The 15801-nt window shown below is 51.5% G+C and carries 14 protein-coding genes; 3 read left to right on the top strand and 11 right to left on the bottom strand.

Annotation, left to right across the window (positions count from 1 at the left end):
• The first annotated feature begins 129 nt into the window (after positions 1-129).
• On the top strand, positions 130-1080 hold the full coding sequence (locus ACJJI4_RS02705) for an IS5 family transposase (RefSeq protein WP_444926027.1): 951 nt from the start codon (positions 130-132) through the stop codon (positions 1078-1080).
• A 986-nt stretch (positions 1081-2066) separates the two neighbouring features.
• Here ACJJI4_RS02705 and groL read toward each other — a convergent pair.
• From groL to ACJJI4_RS02690, 3 genes are all read right to left on the bottom strand, one after another.
• Positions 2067-3707, bottom strand: a complete 1641-nt coding sequence (groL, locus tag ACJJI4_RS02700; protein ID WP_108732154.1) for a chaperonin GroEL — start codon at positions 3705-3707, stop codon at positions 2067-2069.
• A gap of 48 nt (positions 3708-3755) precedes the next feature.
• Entirely contained in the window at positions 3756-4049 is a 294-nt protein-coding gene (locus ACJJI4_RS02695; RefSeq protein ID WP_020412315.1) for a co-chaperone GroES, read from the bottom strand.
• A 215-nt stretch (positions 4050-4264) separates the two neighbouring features.
• On the bottom strand, positions 4265-4750 hold the full coding sequence (locus ACJJI4_RS02690) for an FxsA family protein (RefSeq protein ID WP_444926958.1): 486 nt from the start codon (positions 4748-4750) through the stop codon (positions 4265-4267).
• Between the two features lie 144 nt (positions 4751-4894).
• Between ACJJI4_RS02690 and cfa the strand changes: the two genes are divergently transcribed.
• On the top strand, positions 4895-6043 hold the full coding sequence (gene cfa / locus ACJJI4_RS02685; RefSeq protein ID WP_444926957.1) for a cyclopropane fatty acyl phospholipid synthase: 1149 nt from the start codon (positions 4895-4897) through the stop codon (positions 6041-6043).
• 90 nt (positions 6044-6133) lie between these two features.
• On the opposite strand, the gene ACJJI4_RS02680 is transcribed toward cfa, so the two are convergent.
• Together ACJJI4_RS02680 and ACJJI4_RS02675 are read right to left on the bottom strand one after the other, a co-directional pair.
• Complete coding sequence (locus ACJJI4_RS02680) at positions 6134-6895, bottom strand: SDR family oxidoreductase (protein ID WP_413664719.1); 762 nt, start codon at positions 6893-6895, stop codon at positions 6134-6136.
• Between the two features lie 84 nt (positions 6896-6979).
• The gene (locus ACJJI4_RS02675) at positions 6980-8011 is read right to left on the bottom strand and encodes a DUF481 domain-containing protein (RefSeq protein WP_444926956.1); all 1032 of its coding nucleotides are present in this window, start codon (positions 8009-8011) and stop codon (positions 6980-6982) included.
• 241 nt (positions 8012-8252) lie between these two features.
• Between ACJJI4_RS02675 and ACJJI4_RS02670 the strand changes: the two genes are divergently transcribed.
• Entirely contained in the window at positions 8253-8558 is a 306-nt protein-coding gene (locus ACJJI4_RS02670; RefSeq protein WP_413664717.1) for an MGMT family protein, read from the top strand.
• A gap of 20 nt (positions 8559-8578) precedes the next feature.
• Here the strand turns inward: ACJJI4_RS02670 and ACJJI4_RS02665 are convergent, their stop codons facing one another.
• The 6 genes from ACJJI4_RS02665 to ampE all read right to left on the bottom strand — a co-directional run bounded on the left by ACJJI4_RS02665 (position 8579) and on the right by ampE (position 15763).
• On the bottom strand, positions 8579-9850 hold the full coding sequence (locus tag ACJJI4_RS02665) for an AmpG family muropeptide MFS transporter (protein WP_413664716.1): 1272 nt from the start codon (positions 9848-9850) through the stop codon (positions 8579-8581).
• A 236-nt stretch (positions 9851-10086) separates the two neighbouring features.
• The gene (locus ACJJI4_RS02660) at positions 10087-11460 is read right to left on the bottom strand and encodes an AmpG family muropeptide MFS transporter (RefSeq protein WP_444926955.1); all 1374 of its coding nucleotides are present in this window, start codon (positions 11458-11460) and stop codon (positions 10087-10089) included.
• A 73-nt stretch (positions 11461-11533) separates the two neighbouring features.
• Positions 11534-12106, bottom strand: a complete 573-nt coding sequence (locus tag ACJJI4_RS02655; protein ID WP_413664714.1) for a YbhB/YbcL family Raf kinase inhibitor-like protein — start codon at positions 12104-12106, stop codon at positions 11534-11536.
• 15 nt (positions 12107-12121) lie between these two features.
• Positions 12122-13108, bottom strand: coding sequence for a threonine ammonia-lyase (locus ACJJI4_RS02650; protein WP_444894885.1), 987 nt, complete (start codon positions 13106-13108; stop codon positions 12122-12124).
• A 113-nt stretch (positions 13109-13221) separates the two neighbouring features.
• A complete protein-coding gene (locus ACJJI4_RS02645) occupies positions 13222-14649 on the bottom strand; it encodes an aldehyde dehydrogenase family protein (protein ID WP_444926954.1) in 1428 nt (475 codons plus the stop codon).
• A gap of 238 nt (positions 14650-14887) precedes the next feature.
• Positions 14888-15763, bottom strand: a complete 876-nt coding sequence (ampE, locus tag ACJJI4_RS02640) for a regulatory signaling modulator protein AmpE (protein ID WP_444926953.1) — start codon at positions 15761-15763, stop codon at positions 14888-14890.
• Positions 15764-15801 lie beyond the last annotated feature (38 nt).

Here is a 15801-nt window from a genome sequence, read left to right as displayed (position 1 = left end):
AAAAAGTATGCCCAATGTTCGGAGTGCTGATTTACCAGTCAACCGAATAAAAGATGGACCTAGGGAACCTCTGAATAATTCTGAGTCAATTTGGTAATATTCACCTACCCATCAAGACTACGATGAATCATGCACCAAGTCACCTTTGCCGAAGCAGAATATAAGCTAAAGCGCCGTATAACTCGCCGAGAGAAGTTTCTTTCTCAAATGGAAATCCTCATCCCATGGCAGCGACTAGAAGCTCAGATCACTCCTTGTTACCCACAAGGCAAACGTGGCCGACAGCCATATCCATTGAGTGTCATGCTTCGTATTCATTGCATGCAGCTATTTTACAATCTCGGTGATCCCGCTATGGAAGATTCACTGTATGAAATTGAATCCATGCGTAGTTTTGCTGGATTGACTTTGAGTAACCCGATTCCCGATGAAACAACGATTCTTAACTTTCGCCACTTACTGGAGTTCAATCAGCTAGGTGCAGCTCTTTTTGATGAAATCAACAAACATCTTGCTGAGAATGGCATGGTACTGCGTGAAGGCACGATTGTAGATGCCACTATTATCTCTGCGCCAACTTCAACTAAGAATAAAAAGAAAGAGCGTGATCCAGAAATGCATCAAACAAAGAAAGGCAATCAGTGGCACTTTGGAATGAAAATGCATATCGGGGTTGATGATGTGCTCGGAGTAATACATAGCATAGATACAACAGCAGCGAATTCGCATGATGTCACAACCACAGAGCGAGTTCTCCACGGGGAGGAGAAAAGAATCTGGGGAGACTCTGGGTATATTGGTGCGGAGAAACGTGAAGAGTTGAAAGAGCGGGAGGCGGATTGGTATATAGCAATGAAGCCGAGCAAGCTAAAAACTCTTCCAGGGCGTGATGCACTCCGTAAAGCGGAAAAGATCAAGGCGCAGATAAGAGCGAAGGTCGAGCACCCCTTCCGCTACATCAAACAGGTATTTGGTTATGACAAGGTCCGCTATCGGGGACTGGTAAAAAATACTGAGAGGCTGTGCTTACTGGCAGGCTTTACCAACTTATTAATAGGGAGAAAATACTTGGCTACCTAGGGGGGGGCGCCTGAAATCCGCCTTTGAGGATTTCAGATGAAAAATTAGGGGACTATTACGCGAAAATTACGCGCTTGAGCGTAATAAAGTGAATTTTTCAAGCAGCTCAGCTTAATTCTGGAAAAATGCTTCGTTGATCAGAGGGTCCCTAGGTCAATTTGCTTTTCAAACCCCTTCTCCGCTATGGATCCTGGGTTCTTACTTTTACTAGCAGTAAGTTTGATGCTTAATTTAACGATCAACATTAATAATTCCTCTTATGGTTATGCCTAAATCAACATGATTCAGGTCGCCAGACCAATAGAAGAAAACGCTTGGGATAGTAAATTAACCTAGGCAGACTTCTTACTTTTGCGCCAGACAACTGTCGCCATATGAAGGCATGCATTTTTCCGCCCAGCTGGCGGTCGCATCCCCCCCAAGTGGCTCCCAGGAGGCGGGTCATGACTCGAAGTAAAACTTCGAATCGCTTACCAAAGCGTCGATTCCCAAACACATCAAACTAACTTGTAAAAGAGCAAACAGGTGAAATGCACCTGCTACATAAAGAATATTACAAAAAAATTAATTATCTTTCAACGACAAATTTTGGTGAGCTATGAATGAAGCGAGAGTTCTCAGATGAAATTTTGCCCTAAGTAGCTAAAATCAGCTTTACGTACTCAGAAAAAGAGATTTCTTTTAATTAAGAAAAATCAATTTACATGATGGCTACTTCTCATAGCTATTTTCTTGCTCCCGATAATTTTCTCTCAAACAACACTAAGGCTTTATAAAATATCCACAACCTGTCTTAAATTCACTAACTATTCGGTTACTCTTTATAATAATTTTACTTAACGATGTCCTAATTTAATTCCCGCCCGAAGCTCCCCCCTCAGATAGATTAATTTGGGATTTTGTTCAGTTATATCCTGTATTACTTTCCACAAGGCAAAAAAAAGCCCCGCAATTGCGGGGCTTTTTAGATAGGCTTTAAGGCCGGCTTACATCATGCCGCCCATACCGCCCATGCCACCCATACCGCTCATGTCAGGAGCAGCCGGCTTGTCTTCCGGAATTTCTGCAACCATGGCTTCGGTGGTGATCATCAGGCCAGCGATAGAAGCTGCCGCTTGCAGAGCAGAGCGGGTTACTTTAGCTGGGTCCAGGATACCCATTTCCAGCATATCGCCGTACTCACCAGTAGCAGCGTTGTAACCGAAGTTGCCTTCGCCTTGCTTGATCTTGTCAACAACTACGGAAGCTTCGTCACCAGCGTTGGAAACGATTTGACGCAGAGGCATTTCCATAGCGCGCAGGGCTGCTGCGATGCCGTGGTTCTGGTCTTCGTTGTCGCCAGTTACAGAGATAACCTGGGTAGCGCGAACCAGAGCGGTACCACCGCCAGGTACTACGCCTTCCTCTACTGCGGCGCGGGTAGCGTGCAGCGCGTCTTCAACGCGGGCTTTCTTCTCTTTCATTTCCACTTCAGTAGCGGCGCCTACTTTGATTACCGCAACACCGCCAGCCAGCTTGGCTACGCGCTCTTGCAGCTTCTCTTTGTCGTAGTCGGAAGAGGACTCTTCGATCTGTGCACGGATCTGGCTAACGCGAGCTTCGATGTCTTTAACATTGCCAGCGCCGTCAACGATTACAGTGTTTTCTTTGGACAGGGTTACGCGCTTAGCAGTACCCAGGTGCTCCAGAGTGGTACCTTCCAGCTCCAGGCCAACTTCTTCAGAAATCACGGTGCCGCCAGTCAGGATAGCGATGTCCTGCAGCATGGCTTTACGACGGTCGCCGAAACCAGGTGCTTTAACAGCAGCAACTTTAACGATGCCGCGCATGCTGTTAACAACCAGAGTTGCCAGTGCTTCGCCTTCTACGTCTTCAGCGATGATCAGCAGCGGCTTGGAAGCTTTAGCTACTTGCTCCAGCAGGGGCAGCAGGTCGCGGATGTTGGAGATTTTCTTGTCTACCAGCAGGATGAACGGATTGTCCAGCTCGGCAGTCATGTTCTCTTGGTTGGTGATGAAGTAAGGAGACAGGTAGCCGCGGTCGAACTGCATGCCTTCTACTACGTCCAGCTCGTTTTCCAGGCCGGAACCTTCTTCAACAGTGATAACGCCTTCTTTGCCAACTTTTTCCATGGCTTCAGCGATGATGGTACCAACGCTCTCGTCGCTGTTAGCGGAGATAGTACCTACCTGAGCGATAGACTTGGTATCAGCACAAGGAGTGGACAGGCCAGCAATGTGGTCAACAGCTGCGGTTACCGCTTTGTCGATACCGCGCTTCAGGTCCATTGGGTTGAAGCCAGCGGCTACGGATTTCAGGCCTTCAGTTACGATAGCCTGGGCCAGAACGGTAGCGGTGGTGGTGCCGTCACCAGCGGTGTCAGAAGCTTTGGAAGCAACTTCTTTAACCATCTGTGCGCCCATGTTTTCGAACTTGTCGCTCAGCTCGATTTCTTTCGCTACGGAAACACCGTCTTTGGTTACGGTAGGAGCGCCGAAGGACTTGTCCAGAACTACGTTGCGGCCTTTAGGACCCAGGGTAGTTTTTACAGCGTCTGCCAGGATGTTTACGCCTTTCAGCATTTTCTGACGAGCGTCGTCACCAAAAATTACGTCTTTAGCTGCCATGATTCTTATTCCTCAAATTCTTTTTGCGAGTAAAGTTAAAGGCTGGCCTTAGCCTTCCAACACGCCGTAGATATCACCTTCGCTCATGATGATCAGCTCTTCGCCTTCCACCTTGAGGGTATTGCTGTCGGCATAGCGACCGAAAACAACAGTGTCACCTACCTTCACAGACAGTGCGCGAACGTCGCCATTGTCCAGCTGCTTGCCCTCACCCACGGCTACCACTTCACCTTGGTTCGGCTTTTCTTTGGCAGCGCCTGGCAGCACGATACCGCCAGCTGACATCGCTTCTTCTTCCTTACGGCGTACTACGACGCGGTCGTGTAAAGGACGAATTTTCATGGATAAGTTCTCCATTGAGTCGTTTTAATGGTTTCCAACATGGACGGCACTGGCCCTTTGGGCCGGTAACCTCACCCCTCTCTGATCCCCAGAGGCGGGGCTTAATTCTCAGTTGAACCCTATCTATGGGCGGGAATAAGGATTTCAACACCATCAGGTGAAAAAACTGCAAAGCAAATTCTCATCACTGATATTTTGTATATTTTTTAACCCAATCAGGACTTGGGGCGCTTATCTTCAACGGAATGTTGATTCTCTCCGGGGCGCTTCTCATCTTTTGAATACTCCCCCTCGATAATGTCGTCACCACGCTTGTGGTTTGGCGACTGGTTAAAGTTCTGCGGGGGAACTACTTTGACATGGCGAAGGATAAAACCAAGCAACAGGTTCCTGAGCCCCGGAATCAGGCAGATAAAGCCGAAGAAATCAGTGATAAAGCCCGGGGTGAGCAACAGCACACCACCCACCGCGAGGAATATCCCTTCAACCATCTCTTTGGCGGGAATATTTCCAGCCTGCATCTTCTCCTGGGCCCGCATCAGGGTAGAGACCCCCTGGCGGCGAAGCAGTGTCACTCCTACCACTGCGGTCAAAATGACCAGGCCGATCGTTGGCAGGGCGCCAATTTCACTGCCTACGGCAATCAACACCCACATTTCGAGTACAGGTAGGGCTATAAATAGAAGTAATAATGGGCGCATTGCGGAAATTCCTAGTTAACCAGCTTCGCTGAGAGCCGGGACGATCACGGTTTTTTCAATATGCTGTAGTAAATGGAGTGGGGAGGCAAATTATTCAAGGGCGCCTTATTCCACCCCAAGGTAACTGGAGAGAGGAAGGATTGAATGGCAAGCGAGCAACAGGATGCTATAGAAGTGCCAGCCATCGGACGCAGTCGCCACTTAGTGGACGATATATTGGCGAAAGCGGACATTCAAATTAACGGGGAAAGACCCTGGGACCTGCAACTTCATCGGGAAGCAGCCCTTGATGAGGTCATCGCCCGGCACAGCTTGGGCCTGGGTGAGACCTATATGCGCGGCGATTGGGATGTCCAAGACCTGGATCAATTCTTCCACCGGTTACTCAGTGCTGAGATTCATCACAGTATCAAAAACTGGCGCTACTTTTGGCGCGCCACACGCAGCTATCTGATGAATCTACAAAGCAAAAACCGCTCGTTTAACGTGGGAGAGCAACACTACGATCTGGGTAATGAATTCTATAGTGCCATGCTCGACAATCGGCTTACGTACAGCTGCGGCTATTGGAAAGAGGCTGCAACCCTCGACCAAGCCCAGGAAGCCAAGCTGGACCTGATTTGCCGCAAACTGGAATTGAAACCCGGGATGCGCTTGCTCGATATTGGCTGTGGCTGGGGCAGCCTGGTTAGCTATGCCGCGCAAAAGTATCAAGTGGAGTGTGTTGGGATTACGATTTCCCGAGAGCAAAAAGCCTATGTGACAGAGCGCTATGGTGAACTGCCAATTACTGTTCGCCTTCAGGACTATCGAGAACTCAAAGAACCTTTTGACCGCATCGCCAGCGTAGGGATGTTTGAGCATGTCGGCCGCAAGAACTACCGCACATTTATGGAAACAGCAGCGCGCTGTCTGAACAAAGATGGATTGATGATGCTGCACACGATCGGCAACAACCAGCGCACCGCATCTACGGACTTGTGGACAGAAAAATACATATTCCCAGGTGGTGAGCTACCTTCCGTAGGACAGCTGGGCGACGCGACCGATCGCTTACTAGTGTGCGAAGACCTGCACAACTTTGGATACTACTACGATAAAACCCTGATGGCCTGGCATGAAAACTTTGAGAAAAACTGGCCGCGCTTTGCCGATCGCTACGGCCAGCGCTTCTACAGGATGTGGCGCTACTATCTACTATCTTACGCCGGTGCATTCCGGGGGCGCACACTTCAGCTATGGCAGCTAATGTATTCGAAGTTCCGCGCCGATGGTGTTACGCGTTTGAGTTAAAGCACTATTTGCTGTAAATCCAGAAACTAATTACAGAATCAAAAAAGGGTGAACTCAGTTCACCCTTTTTATGCTGGGGAAGAGGGAAGCTTACAAACGGGCTCCGCCATCAATATCTATCACTCGACCGGTGACGTAGTCGTTCTCCAGAATAAACGCTACTGTCGAGGCGATCTCATCCTGCTCACCCAACCTGCGCAGGGGCACTTGTTTTACCAGACTCTCAAGAATCTCAGGGCGCATTTGCGCAACCATATCGGTGCCGATAAAACCCGGGGCAATCCCGGCAACACGCACGCCGTAGCGCGCCAGTTCGCGTGCCCAGGATACCGTCATCGCTGCAACACCCGCTTTACTGGCGGAGTAGTTGGTCTGCCCCATATTGCCCGCACGGGACAAACTGGAGATATTGACCATCACCCCACCCTTGCCGCTTTCCGCCATAATGCCCGCTGCAGCACGGCCGCAAAGGAATACACCGGTAAGGTTCACATCGATCACAGACTGCCACTGTGCCAGGGACATGCGATCTGTCACTTTGCCGTCTTTACACTTGAGCAACATGCCATCGCGCATAATGCCGGCGTTATTAACCAGAACCTGGAGTCCGCCAAAGTCTGCTGCGATTTTCGCAAAACCGGAGTCCACCGCTTCCTCATCGGCAACATTGATCAAGTAGCTGCGAGCCTCTGCACCGAGCTTTTCACAAGCTGCAACGCTGTCTTTCAGGCCTTCCTCATTAACATCGATCAGGGCCAGGCGGGCGCCCCGCGCAGCCAGATACTCGGCCATAGCTCGGCCCAACCCCTGGCCCGCACCGGTAATCGCAACAATACTGTCAGCGATTTGCATATTGAACTCCTCGTCGTCGCTCGTTTTTTAGATTTATCGTTTATGACTGCCTTCGAACCTGCCCTATGCAGGCTCGAGGGGGAATTACCATTCGTAACCGACACCAACGGTCACTTTGGTATCTTCTTTTTCACTTTCCAGGGAGGGCGTATTGTCGTACTGCCACTCGTAACCAATCTCCATCAGCACGCCTTCAACCAGCGGTGTGCGCACCCCCAGCTTGGCATTAGCTTCGTAGTCGTTACTGTGATCAAAGGATTGTAAGGTTTCCTGGTCGAAATAAATTTCCGGCCCAAGGGAAAACTTGTAGCGGTAGTTAAGTGCAATTCGACCGGCGACATAGCGCTCATCCTGGTCTTCACTCAACTCTTCGTCGATAAAACTCTCGTGCAGGCTACTCACACCACCTTCGAGGGAAAAAGTGGTTTTACTGGTATCGTAAAACAGATAACCCATACCGAGACCGAGCGTAGTGCCCAGGTCTAAGTTCTGAGCCTCTTCCCTTTCCAACTCACTGTTAGCAGCGGCAAACCACTTCTCAGCAAAGATCCAGCGAAGATCATAATTGAGCTGGTATTTCTCCAGATCACCTTCTTCCTCATTGTCCTGGTTCTGATACACAGAGCCGATTAGATGGTGGAAATCCCCATGGCGAATATCCAAGTTTATACTGGCATCCAAGTCTTCACGTTCACGGTTACCGCTCTCGAATACGCCCCCGGCGGTAACATTACCGCTGAATAACACCGGACTGGTGGTAAACGTACTGTAAGGCTCTGCTCGTTCAATGCCCGGAAAATCGATCAGCCAGCCGCGACCTTCAGCGCAGTACACTTCCCAGCGCTCCTGGCGGTGGCCGGCCAAGGTACAGGGTTCATCCCTGCCGGCAATTTTGATGTCGGTATCGATATCCATCGACACCACTTTGGATTTGTCGACTTTTACCTCACCAAAAGTCTCTGACTTCCAAGTGACCTGATCCTTTTCCACAAGTACCAACTCACCTTGAATACGATCGCCATTTTCCAGGGTCAGCACACCGGCATAGACCTGGAAGGGCACAAGAAATAAGAGAGTTCGAGCAAAGAACCTGGGAAGTCGTGTCGATAAAACCACTAAGAAACCTTGGACTTTTTAGGTGTATGAACGGTGCAAATAGCCGCAGTAATCGCACCATGATGCCATAACTAGAATCATGTGGCACGCTGTCACAACAGAGGCTTTGCGCCAGTAAACTGTGACCTTGCAAGCTGGTAAAGTATCCATTAATGGCGAATAAAAATCTCGGTTTCAGGAGATTTCCAAGTAAAAAATTGCGCCCAGTCAACGTAGTTCGCCGATATTCAGAGCTTTTTTTATGGAAAAACAGAACTCCCTGGAAAGAATATGCCAAGCCTTGGCGGCGATCCCCAAAGGGCGGGTTGTCACCTACGGGGACTTGGCTGAGATGGCCGGCTACCCACGCGCTGCAAGACTTGCAGGTCAGACCCTGCGTAAATTACCCCGGGGTACCAAGCTACCCTGGCACCGGGTGATCAACGCCCAGGGGCGCATCTCCCTGCCGGAACCCGGCGCCAGCCGCCAGCGTGAAAGACTGGAAAGAGAGGGGGTCATACTGCTGAAAGGGCGAGTGGATATGGGCAAATACCGCTGGAAACCTTAGCCCCAATCGCATACAGAAAACTACGCTACCTCATCAGCCCCCCAGGGCGCGACCCAAAATAACAGGATCATTCCAGGCACCGCCAGAACGGCACACAGGAGAAAGAAATGTGTCCACCCCATTCCCTCCACCAAATAGCCGGTGGAGGCATTGGCGAAGGTGCGCGGGAGCGATGTCAACGCTGTAAACAAGGCAAATTGAGTGGCGGTGTGCAACTTGCTGGTAGTTCGGGCGATAAATGCAATAAACACCGCTGTCCCCAAGCCCACCCCGAGATACTCAAAGGCAATTACTATTGCCAATAGCCAGAGGCTAGGATTGAAATCTGGAGTGCCCACCAGCTCGCCATTCACTTCAGACAAAATCATAAATCCGAAAATTGAAACCAGCTGTACCACCCCGAAAATCCATAGGCACTTATTAATCCCGATCTTTACAATTAATAAGCCGCCAAAGAAGCCGCCAATTACCGCAGGCCACAAACCGGCATTCTTTGCCACTATGCCGATATCCGTATTGGAATATCCCATATCCAGGTAATAGGGCGTCGCCAGTGCCGTAGCCATGCTATCGCCAAGCTTGTACAAAAACATAAAAGCTAGTACGAGCACCGCCTGTTTTACGCCATTGCGATTAAAGAATTCGACGAAGGGTAAAACAATGGCCTCGCGCAAAGATTTAGGACGACCTGCTGGATGGTCTGGCTCAGCCACCATCAAGGTCATAAAGACGGCAATCAACATAAAGGCCGCGGTAATCATAAACACCTGGTCCCAGGCCAGGTGGTCCGACAGGATCAAGCTGAGGGATCCCGGAATCAAGCCGGAAATACGATAGGCGTTTGCATGAAAGGAATTGCCCAGGCCCAACTCCTGGTCTGGCAGAATCTCTCGTCGGAAAGCATCCAGGACTATATCCTGGCTGGCGCTAAAAAAAGCCACGGCAAAGCAAATTGCGGCAATTGACCAGATATCAAACTGGGGACTGAACATCCCCAGGACGCCAATGGAAACAATCAGTAACAGCTGCATTACCAGCATCCAGCCCCGCCGGCGGCCGAGCATCGGGAATGCGTAGCGCTCCATCAGCGGAGACCAGATAAATTTCCACGTATAGGGCAATCCGAGCAATGCAAAAATACCGATAGTGGCCAGATCCACGCCTTCGGTACGCAGCCAAGCGGGCACCAACTGTATCAATACAAAAAGAGGCATCCCCGAAGAGAACCCGGTGCCAATACAAATCAGCATGCGCCGATTAAACACCGCCTCCCGGATGGTTTCGTGGGCCATAGTTTGTCGCTTTTATTCGCTGAGCATCGTCTACAAGTGATACCCGACCCAACAGGCAACAGACACACAATCGAACATAAGGGCGAGTCTATGGAGGGGTGGGTTTCACCTTTACAACCACCATAGACACAAGCCGGGCAGAATGCCCGGCGAAGAGTTTTGATATGACATAGGGATTTAGAAAAGAGCTGGATTCGGGATGTACTCTTAGAGAGGAAATAGCATCCCTGTAAACCTTAGGTAGTGCCCGCTCCCGGCTGAACTTCTTCTCCTGGCCAGTCGCGCTGCTCGCGGCGCCAAAAATAAATGGACAGCACAATGGCTGGAATTCCCATAAGCGCCGCATAAATAAAGAAGTAGGCATAACCCTGAGCATCCACCACTATGCCGGAAAAACCACTGATAAATTTCCCCGGCAAGGTCATCAGGGAGCTAAACAAAGCATATTGAGTGGCGGTATAAGCTTTATTGGCAAGACTGGAGAGAAACGCGATCAGTATCGCATTGGCAATTCCTCCACTGATGTTGTCCGCACTAATTACCAGCGCCAGCCAAGCTTTATCGGGACCGATCACAGCGAGTTGGGCAAATAGCAGGTTGGTGCAGGCGACCATAACCGAGCCCAGTATCAACGGGCGCACAACACCGTAACGCACCACTAACAGCCCGCCTAGAAAAGAACCGATAATGGTACAGAAGAAGCCAAACAGCTTACTGATTTCAGCAATTTCCGTTTTGGTAAAGCCCAGATCCAAATAGAAGGGATTGGCCATCACCCCCATCGCAATGTCACTTAAACGGAAGATACCGATAAATAACAACAGAATGATTGCAAAGCGGCCATTGCGCTGAAAAAACTCGATAAAGGGGCAGGCCACGGCGCGAATAAACCACTGCTTCAGGCGACCATGCTCCCCCTTGCCCAACAACCGCTGGGCCCACTCGCTTTGCAGCTCATCGGCTTCTTTGTTTACCTTGCTGTGATCGGGCTCGGCAATAATCAGAGTGGTAATCAGGCCCACGCCCATCAATCCAGCCATCGCAAGATAAGCACCGGACCAGCTAAAGATATCCGCAATAAACAGGGCGCCCGCTCCGGCTACCAGCATTGCCACCCGATAGCCAAATACATAATTGGCAGCCATAGCGCCCTGATAGTCGTCATCCATGGCCTCAATTCGATAGGCATCAATCGCCACATCTTGAGAGGCCGAACAGAAAGCGACCCACAGGGCCAGTAGGGCTACGTGCATCAGGGAGAGCTGGGGATTTACACTGGCCATACCTATGAGGCCAATCGCTATCCCGATTTGGGATACCAGCATCCAGCCCCGACGCTTGCCCAATTTGTCCGTGAAAAAAGGCAGACGCAGCTGATCGACAATAGGGGCCCAGAGAACCTTGATCGAAAAGGTGATCCCCACCCAGGCAAAAAACCCGATGGCGGTACGGCTGACACCGTAGTCCCGCAGCCAGGCAGTCAAAGTAGAGAAAACCAGCAGTAATGGGAGGCCGGCGGAAAAGCCGAGGAAAAACATGGTGAGTACACGGGGCTTCAAATAAGCGGCCAGCGCTTGCCCCCATGTCATTTGTTTTTGTAAGTTGGTCAAGCGCGGGCCTCCAGAGCCTCAGCCGCTGTAACAGGTGTTCCTGTGCAGCGGAGTATTAAATTAGTTTATTTACTCAGTGGCCCCACAAAACTTCCAGCTCCGCTTCGGCCAACTTATTGGCATTGATATTGAAGCCAACTTTAGCAGGAGAAGTGTTTTCATCCAGCGGCAGGGATTCCACTTTCAAGGCATAGACACGAAAACGATAGCGATGATCCCCGTGCCCCTTGGGCGGGCAGGCACCACCGTAACCGGAATTACCATAATCATTGCGCCCCTGCACTGCTTCTGGAATCAGGCCGTTTTTCAGATCACCGGCCCCTTCCGGAAGATTGGTCGTATCCACTGGGATATTAAATACCACCCAGTGCCACCAACCGCTGCCGGTAGGCGCGTCGGGATCGTAAGCGGTAATAGCAAAACTCTTTGTGCCCTCCGGTGCCCCACTCCAGCTCAATTGGGGAGACAGATTCTCACCTCCGCAGCTGCCATAAACATGAGCCATGGGCATTTTCTTTCCAGCTTGTAAGGAGCTGGATGACAGTGTCAGCTTCTCAGCAATCGCGTTGGTTCCAGTCAGTGACAGCGCAGCAGCACAAAGCAACCCGGCCAAACCCCGGCCGCCCTTTTTCAATAAATGGCTCATATCCCAGTTCCCCTTTTAGTTTTCTTCACTGGACAGCAGTGGGCCCACTTTGTCCAGATCCATATTTCCGCCGGTCAGAACAACCACGACATTCTTATTGCGAAAGCGCGCGCTGTGCTCAATGATCGCAGCGAGACCCACCGCAGCCGACGGTTCTACCAGCTGTTTGGTTCGCGTCCACAATAGCCGCATCGCATTGACGATACCAGCTTCGCTGACTGTCACAATATCCCGCACCGTGCGCTCAATAACGGCGTAATTTTTGCCGCCCAATGTTGTGCGCAGACCATCGGCGATCGTATCGGGTTGTTGTGTGGTGATATGAACGCCACCGCGCAGTGAACGCTGGGCATCATCCGCTCCGGCGGGTTCCGCACCAATTACCAGGATATCGGGGGCAAGCGCAGCCATAGCCAATCCCACGCCGGACAAAAGTCCACCGCCTCCCACTGGCGCCACAATAACGTCTGGAGCAAAGCCCTGTTCGCGGCTCTGCTTGAGCACTTCCATGGCTACAGTGCCCTGCCCTGCAATAATGCGCTTATCGTCATAGGGCGGGACTTCGTGCGCACCGGTTTCCTCAAGTACCTTTGCCAAAGTGGATTCGCGATCAGCCAGGCTGGGGCCTGAAGTCACCACTTTGGCACCGTACCCCTCAACCGCCATGCGTTTTGTCTTGGGAGCCGTTTCAGGCATCACCACCGTGCAGGCCAATCCCCGCTGGGCTGCTGCCCAGGCGAGCGCCGCACCGTGATTACCGGACGAATGGGTGGCAACCTCCTCGACCCCGTCCGGGAGCAGCGAAAGCGCATTAGCCGCGCCCCGCGCTTTAAAGGCACCCACTTTCTGCAAGTGCTCACACTTAAACCACAAATTGGCGCCCGTCAGCTCGTTCAGCTGCCGAGAGCTGAGCAGAGGGGTCTCGTGTACCATGCCTGCAATATTTTGTGCGGCACTAAATACATCCTCACTGGCAGGTATCTCGTTGCGATCCAGGGGCATAACACTGTGTATCCTTTTCGACTACATGGGAATAATCCAGCTTATCCACCGCCGATAACATCCAGTGTTCTACGGAGCAGGCACAGTGGAAAACCGTGCCTGTCGATAAGGAATTATTTGCTGAGCATACGCAGGAATTTCATTTTCCTGTCGTTGAAGGGTGCATATCGTATATCGATATCGAGGATATTTCTGCGCCGCATTACGGCCTTGTAATGACTGAAAGTGCGGAAGCCATGCTCTCCATGGTAGGACCCCATACCGCTGGCACCGACGCCTCCAAAAGGCAGGTCCTGGGCCAGCATAAACATCATGCAGTCATTCACGCAGGCGTTGCCGGAGCTGCAACGGGATAGAATCCGATCCGCCAATGCTTCATCCTGGGTAAATACATACAAGGCCAGGGGCTTCTCTCGCTCATTGACAAACTCCTCCGCTTTGGAGAAATCATCCAGTTCAATAATGGGGAGTATCGGGCCAAAGATCTCCTCCTGCATAACTCCCGCAGAGAGATTGACGTTGCGCATTATGGTGGGCGCCATATAGCAGTCGTCCACATCGACTTCACCGCCAAATACCACCTCTCCATCCCCCAGGTAATCCGACAGGCGAAGGGTGTGCTGGCTGTTAATAATGCGCCCATAGTCGGCAGATTCTCGCGGATGCTCCCCATACATTTCCCAGAGCGCCCGCTGCAATATGGGGGTGAGCCGATCGGCTGTCCGCCGACTACAGAGAACATAATCCGGAGCGATACAAGTCTGCCCCGCATTGGTAAATTTACCCCAGGCAATTCGCCGTGCAGCCACTTCCAGGTTGGCATCGTCGGCAACAATACAAGGGCTCTTTCCACCGAGTTCCAGGGTTACCGGAGTCAGGTATTTAGCCGCCGCACTCATTATGATTTTGCCGACCCGGCCACCGCCGGTGTACATAATATGGTCCCAGCGCTGCTCCAGCAGCGCCGTGGTTTCCGCCACACCACCTTCGACACACGCAAAGGCATCGTTGTCGAGGTAACGCGGTAACAATTCTGCGATTAACCGGGAGGTTGCGGGGGATAACTCAGAGGGCTTTACCACCGCGCAATTGCCGGCGGCAATCGCCGGTACCAGCGGCGATAACAATAATTGCAGCGGATAATTCCAGGCACCGATAATCAGCACTACACCCAACGGCTCCGGTTGCACATAGCTCTTGGCCGGCTGGGTCATCATCGGCGATTGGACCTTGCGCGGGCGCACCCATTTCTTTAGGGACTTCAGGGTGTGATCGATATCGTTGTAGAGAAATGAAATTTCAGTGAGGTAGCTTTCCTGGGGAGCTTTGCGCAAATCATCGTGAAGGGCTTGGGCAAAATGTGCCTCGTTCTCGGAGATCATCTTGCGCAGCTGAGACAGTTGCTTGCGCCGCCAACTCAATTCAGTGGTGCTGCCGCTGCGAAAATAGGTTCGCAAGCCCGCCACTAATGTGGCTGCGTTCCAATCGTTTACCCTAGCCAGATCTGACAACATTTGCGGTTCCAATTCCGAAACTTCCAAACCCTACTTCCTCCAATGAGTATAAGCCGTCGCAGGCAATGACTAGCTTCGCTTTATTGATATGGCAAAGCACCGAAGTCCGGCCGCTGGGGCGCGCAATTTCGTAGGAAGGGGGGGATAAGTCAAGATAGGAAGGAGAGAAAATTTTGAAAATGGCGACAAATTCAACAATCGCCCCAGCAGACAAAAGTAGCTCTGGGGCGATGGTACAGGCATTGTGGGATTATTCAGAGGCTCCTTAGATAAATAGAACCAGAAGGGCCAAACCAGTGATCCACAGTAGCAAGGTTCTGGATAGCAGCGCTTGCAGCCCTTCAATCTCCGCACCACTTTGGCGCTGCATCTGAGACAGATCGGAACCACCACTGCACTCACTGGCGTCAATACCGCCGAGAGCTCCCTCCAGGTAAGCCTCGAGAACCTGATCGGTATGGCTCTCACGACACATCAACACCCGGCGCCAGGCGCGGTAACAACCGGCAAAGTTACCCACAATGGCAAAGCTCAGCCCCATCACACGGACCGGCAGCCATTCCAGCAACCACAACCAACGCGCCGCCGTCGCCTCATCGGAGGAGCCCCGGGTATTTTCTGCATACAAAGCACTCAAGCGGAAGAGTACTGCCCCGGGAATACCCAGCAAAATAAACCAGAACAGCACAGCGAAGAGTCTCTCAAAGGCGCAGTAGGCAGCGCCGCGAAATACCTGCTCATGCAGACAAGTGTCATCGGAGGGCGCTTCGTGTAACTCGCGCAAAATGGGCGCCGCTGCTTTGGTGGCACCTTCCAGGTCGCCGCTATACCAGTGACGCAGGTAGTTTGCGACGATATCGTTGAAGTTGCCGCGACCGAGACAATAGAGCAGCAGTGGCACCCCCAACAGCAGGTAGCCCAGACCACCCGCAGCGCCCTCTGCCAGCGTCATCGCAATTGCAGAGATCAATACTGGAACCAGGATAGTGATACCAAGCAGCAGACCGCTATTGCCATTAATGCTGGGCAATGCCTGTAAGTACTGACTCCAGCGACTGAACCAACCATCGCGATGTAACGGAGCCCCTGAGCCCCAGATTTGCACCAGAGCAACGGTTATCAGAACAATTAACAGAGTCATAAATAATCCGAGACTGTTTCAGTTATCAAAATCGTGCT

This window comes from Microbulbifer maximicatervae (SeqCode) (assembly GCF_052467305.1).
Note: the sequence above shows the minus strand (reverse complement) of the source record. Positions and strands in the feature narration are given on the sequence as shown.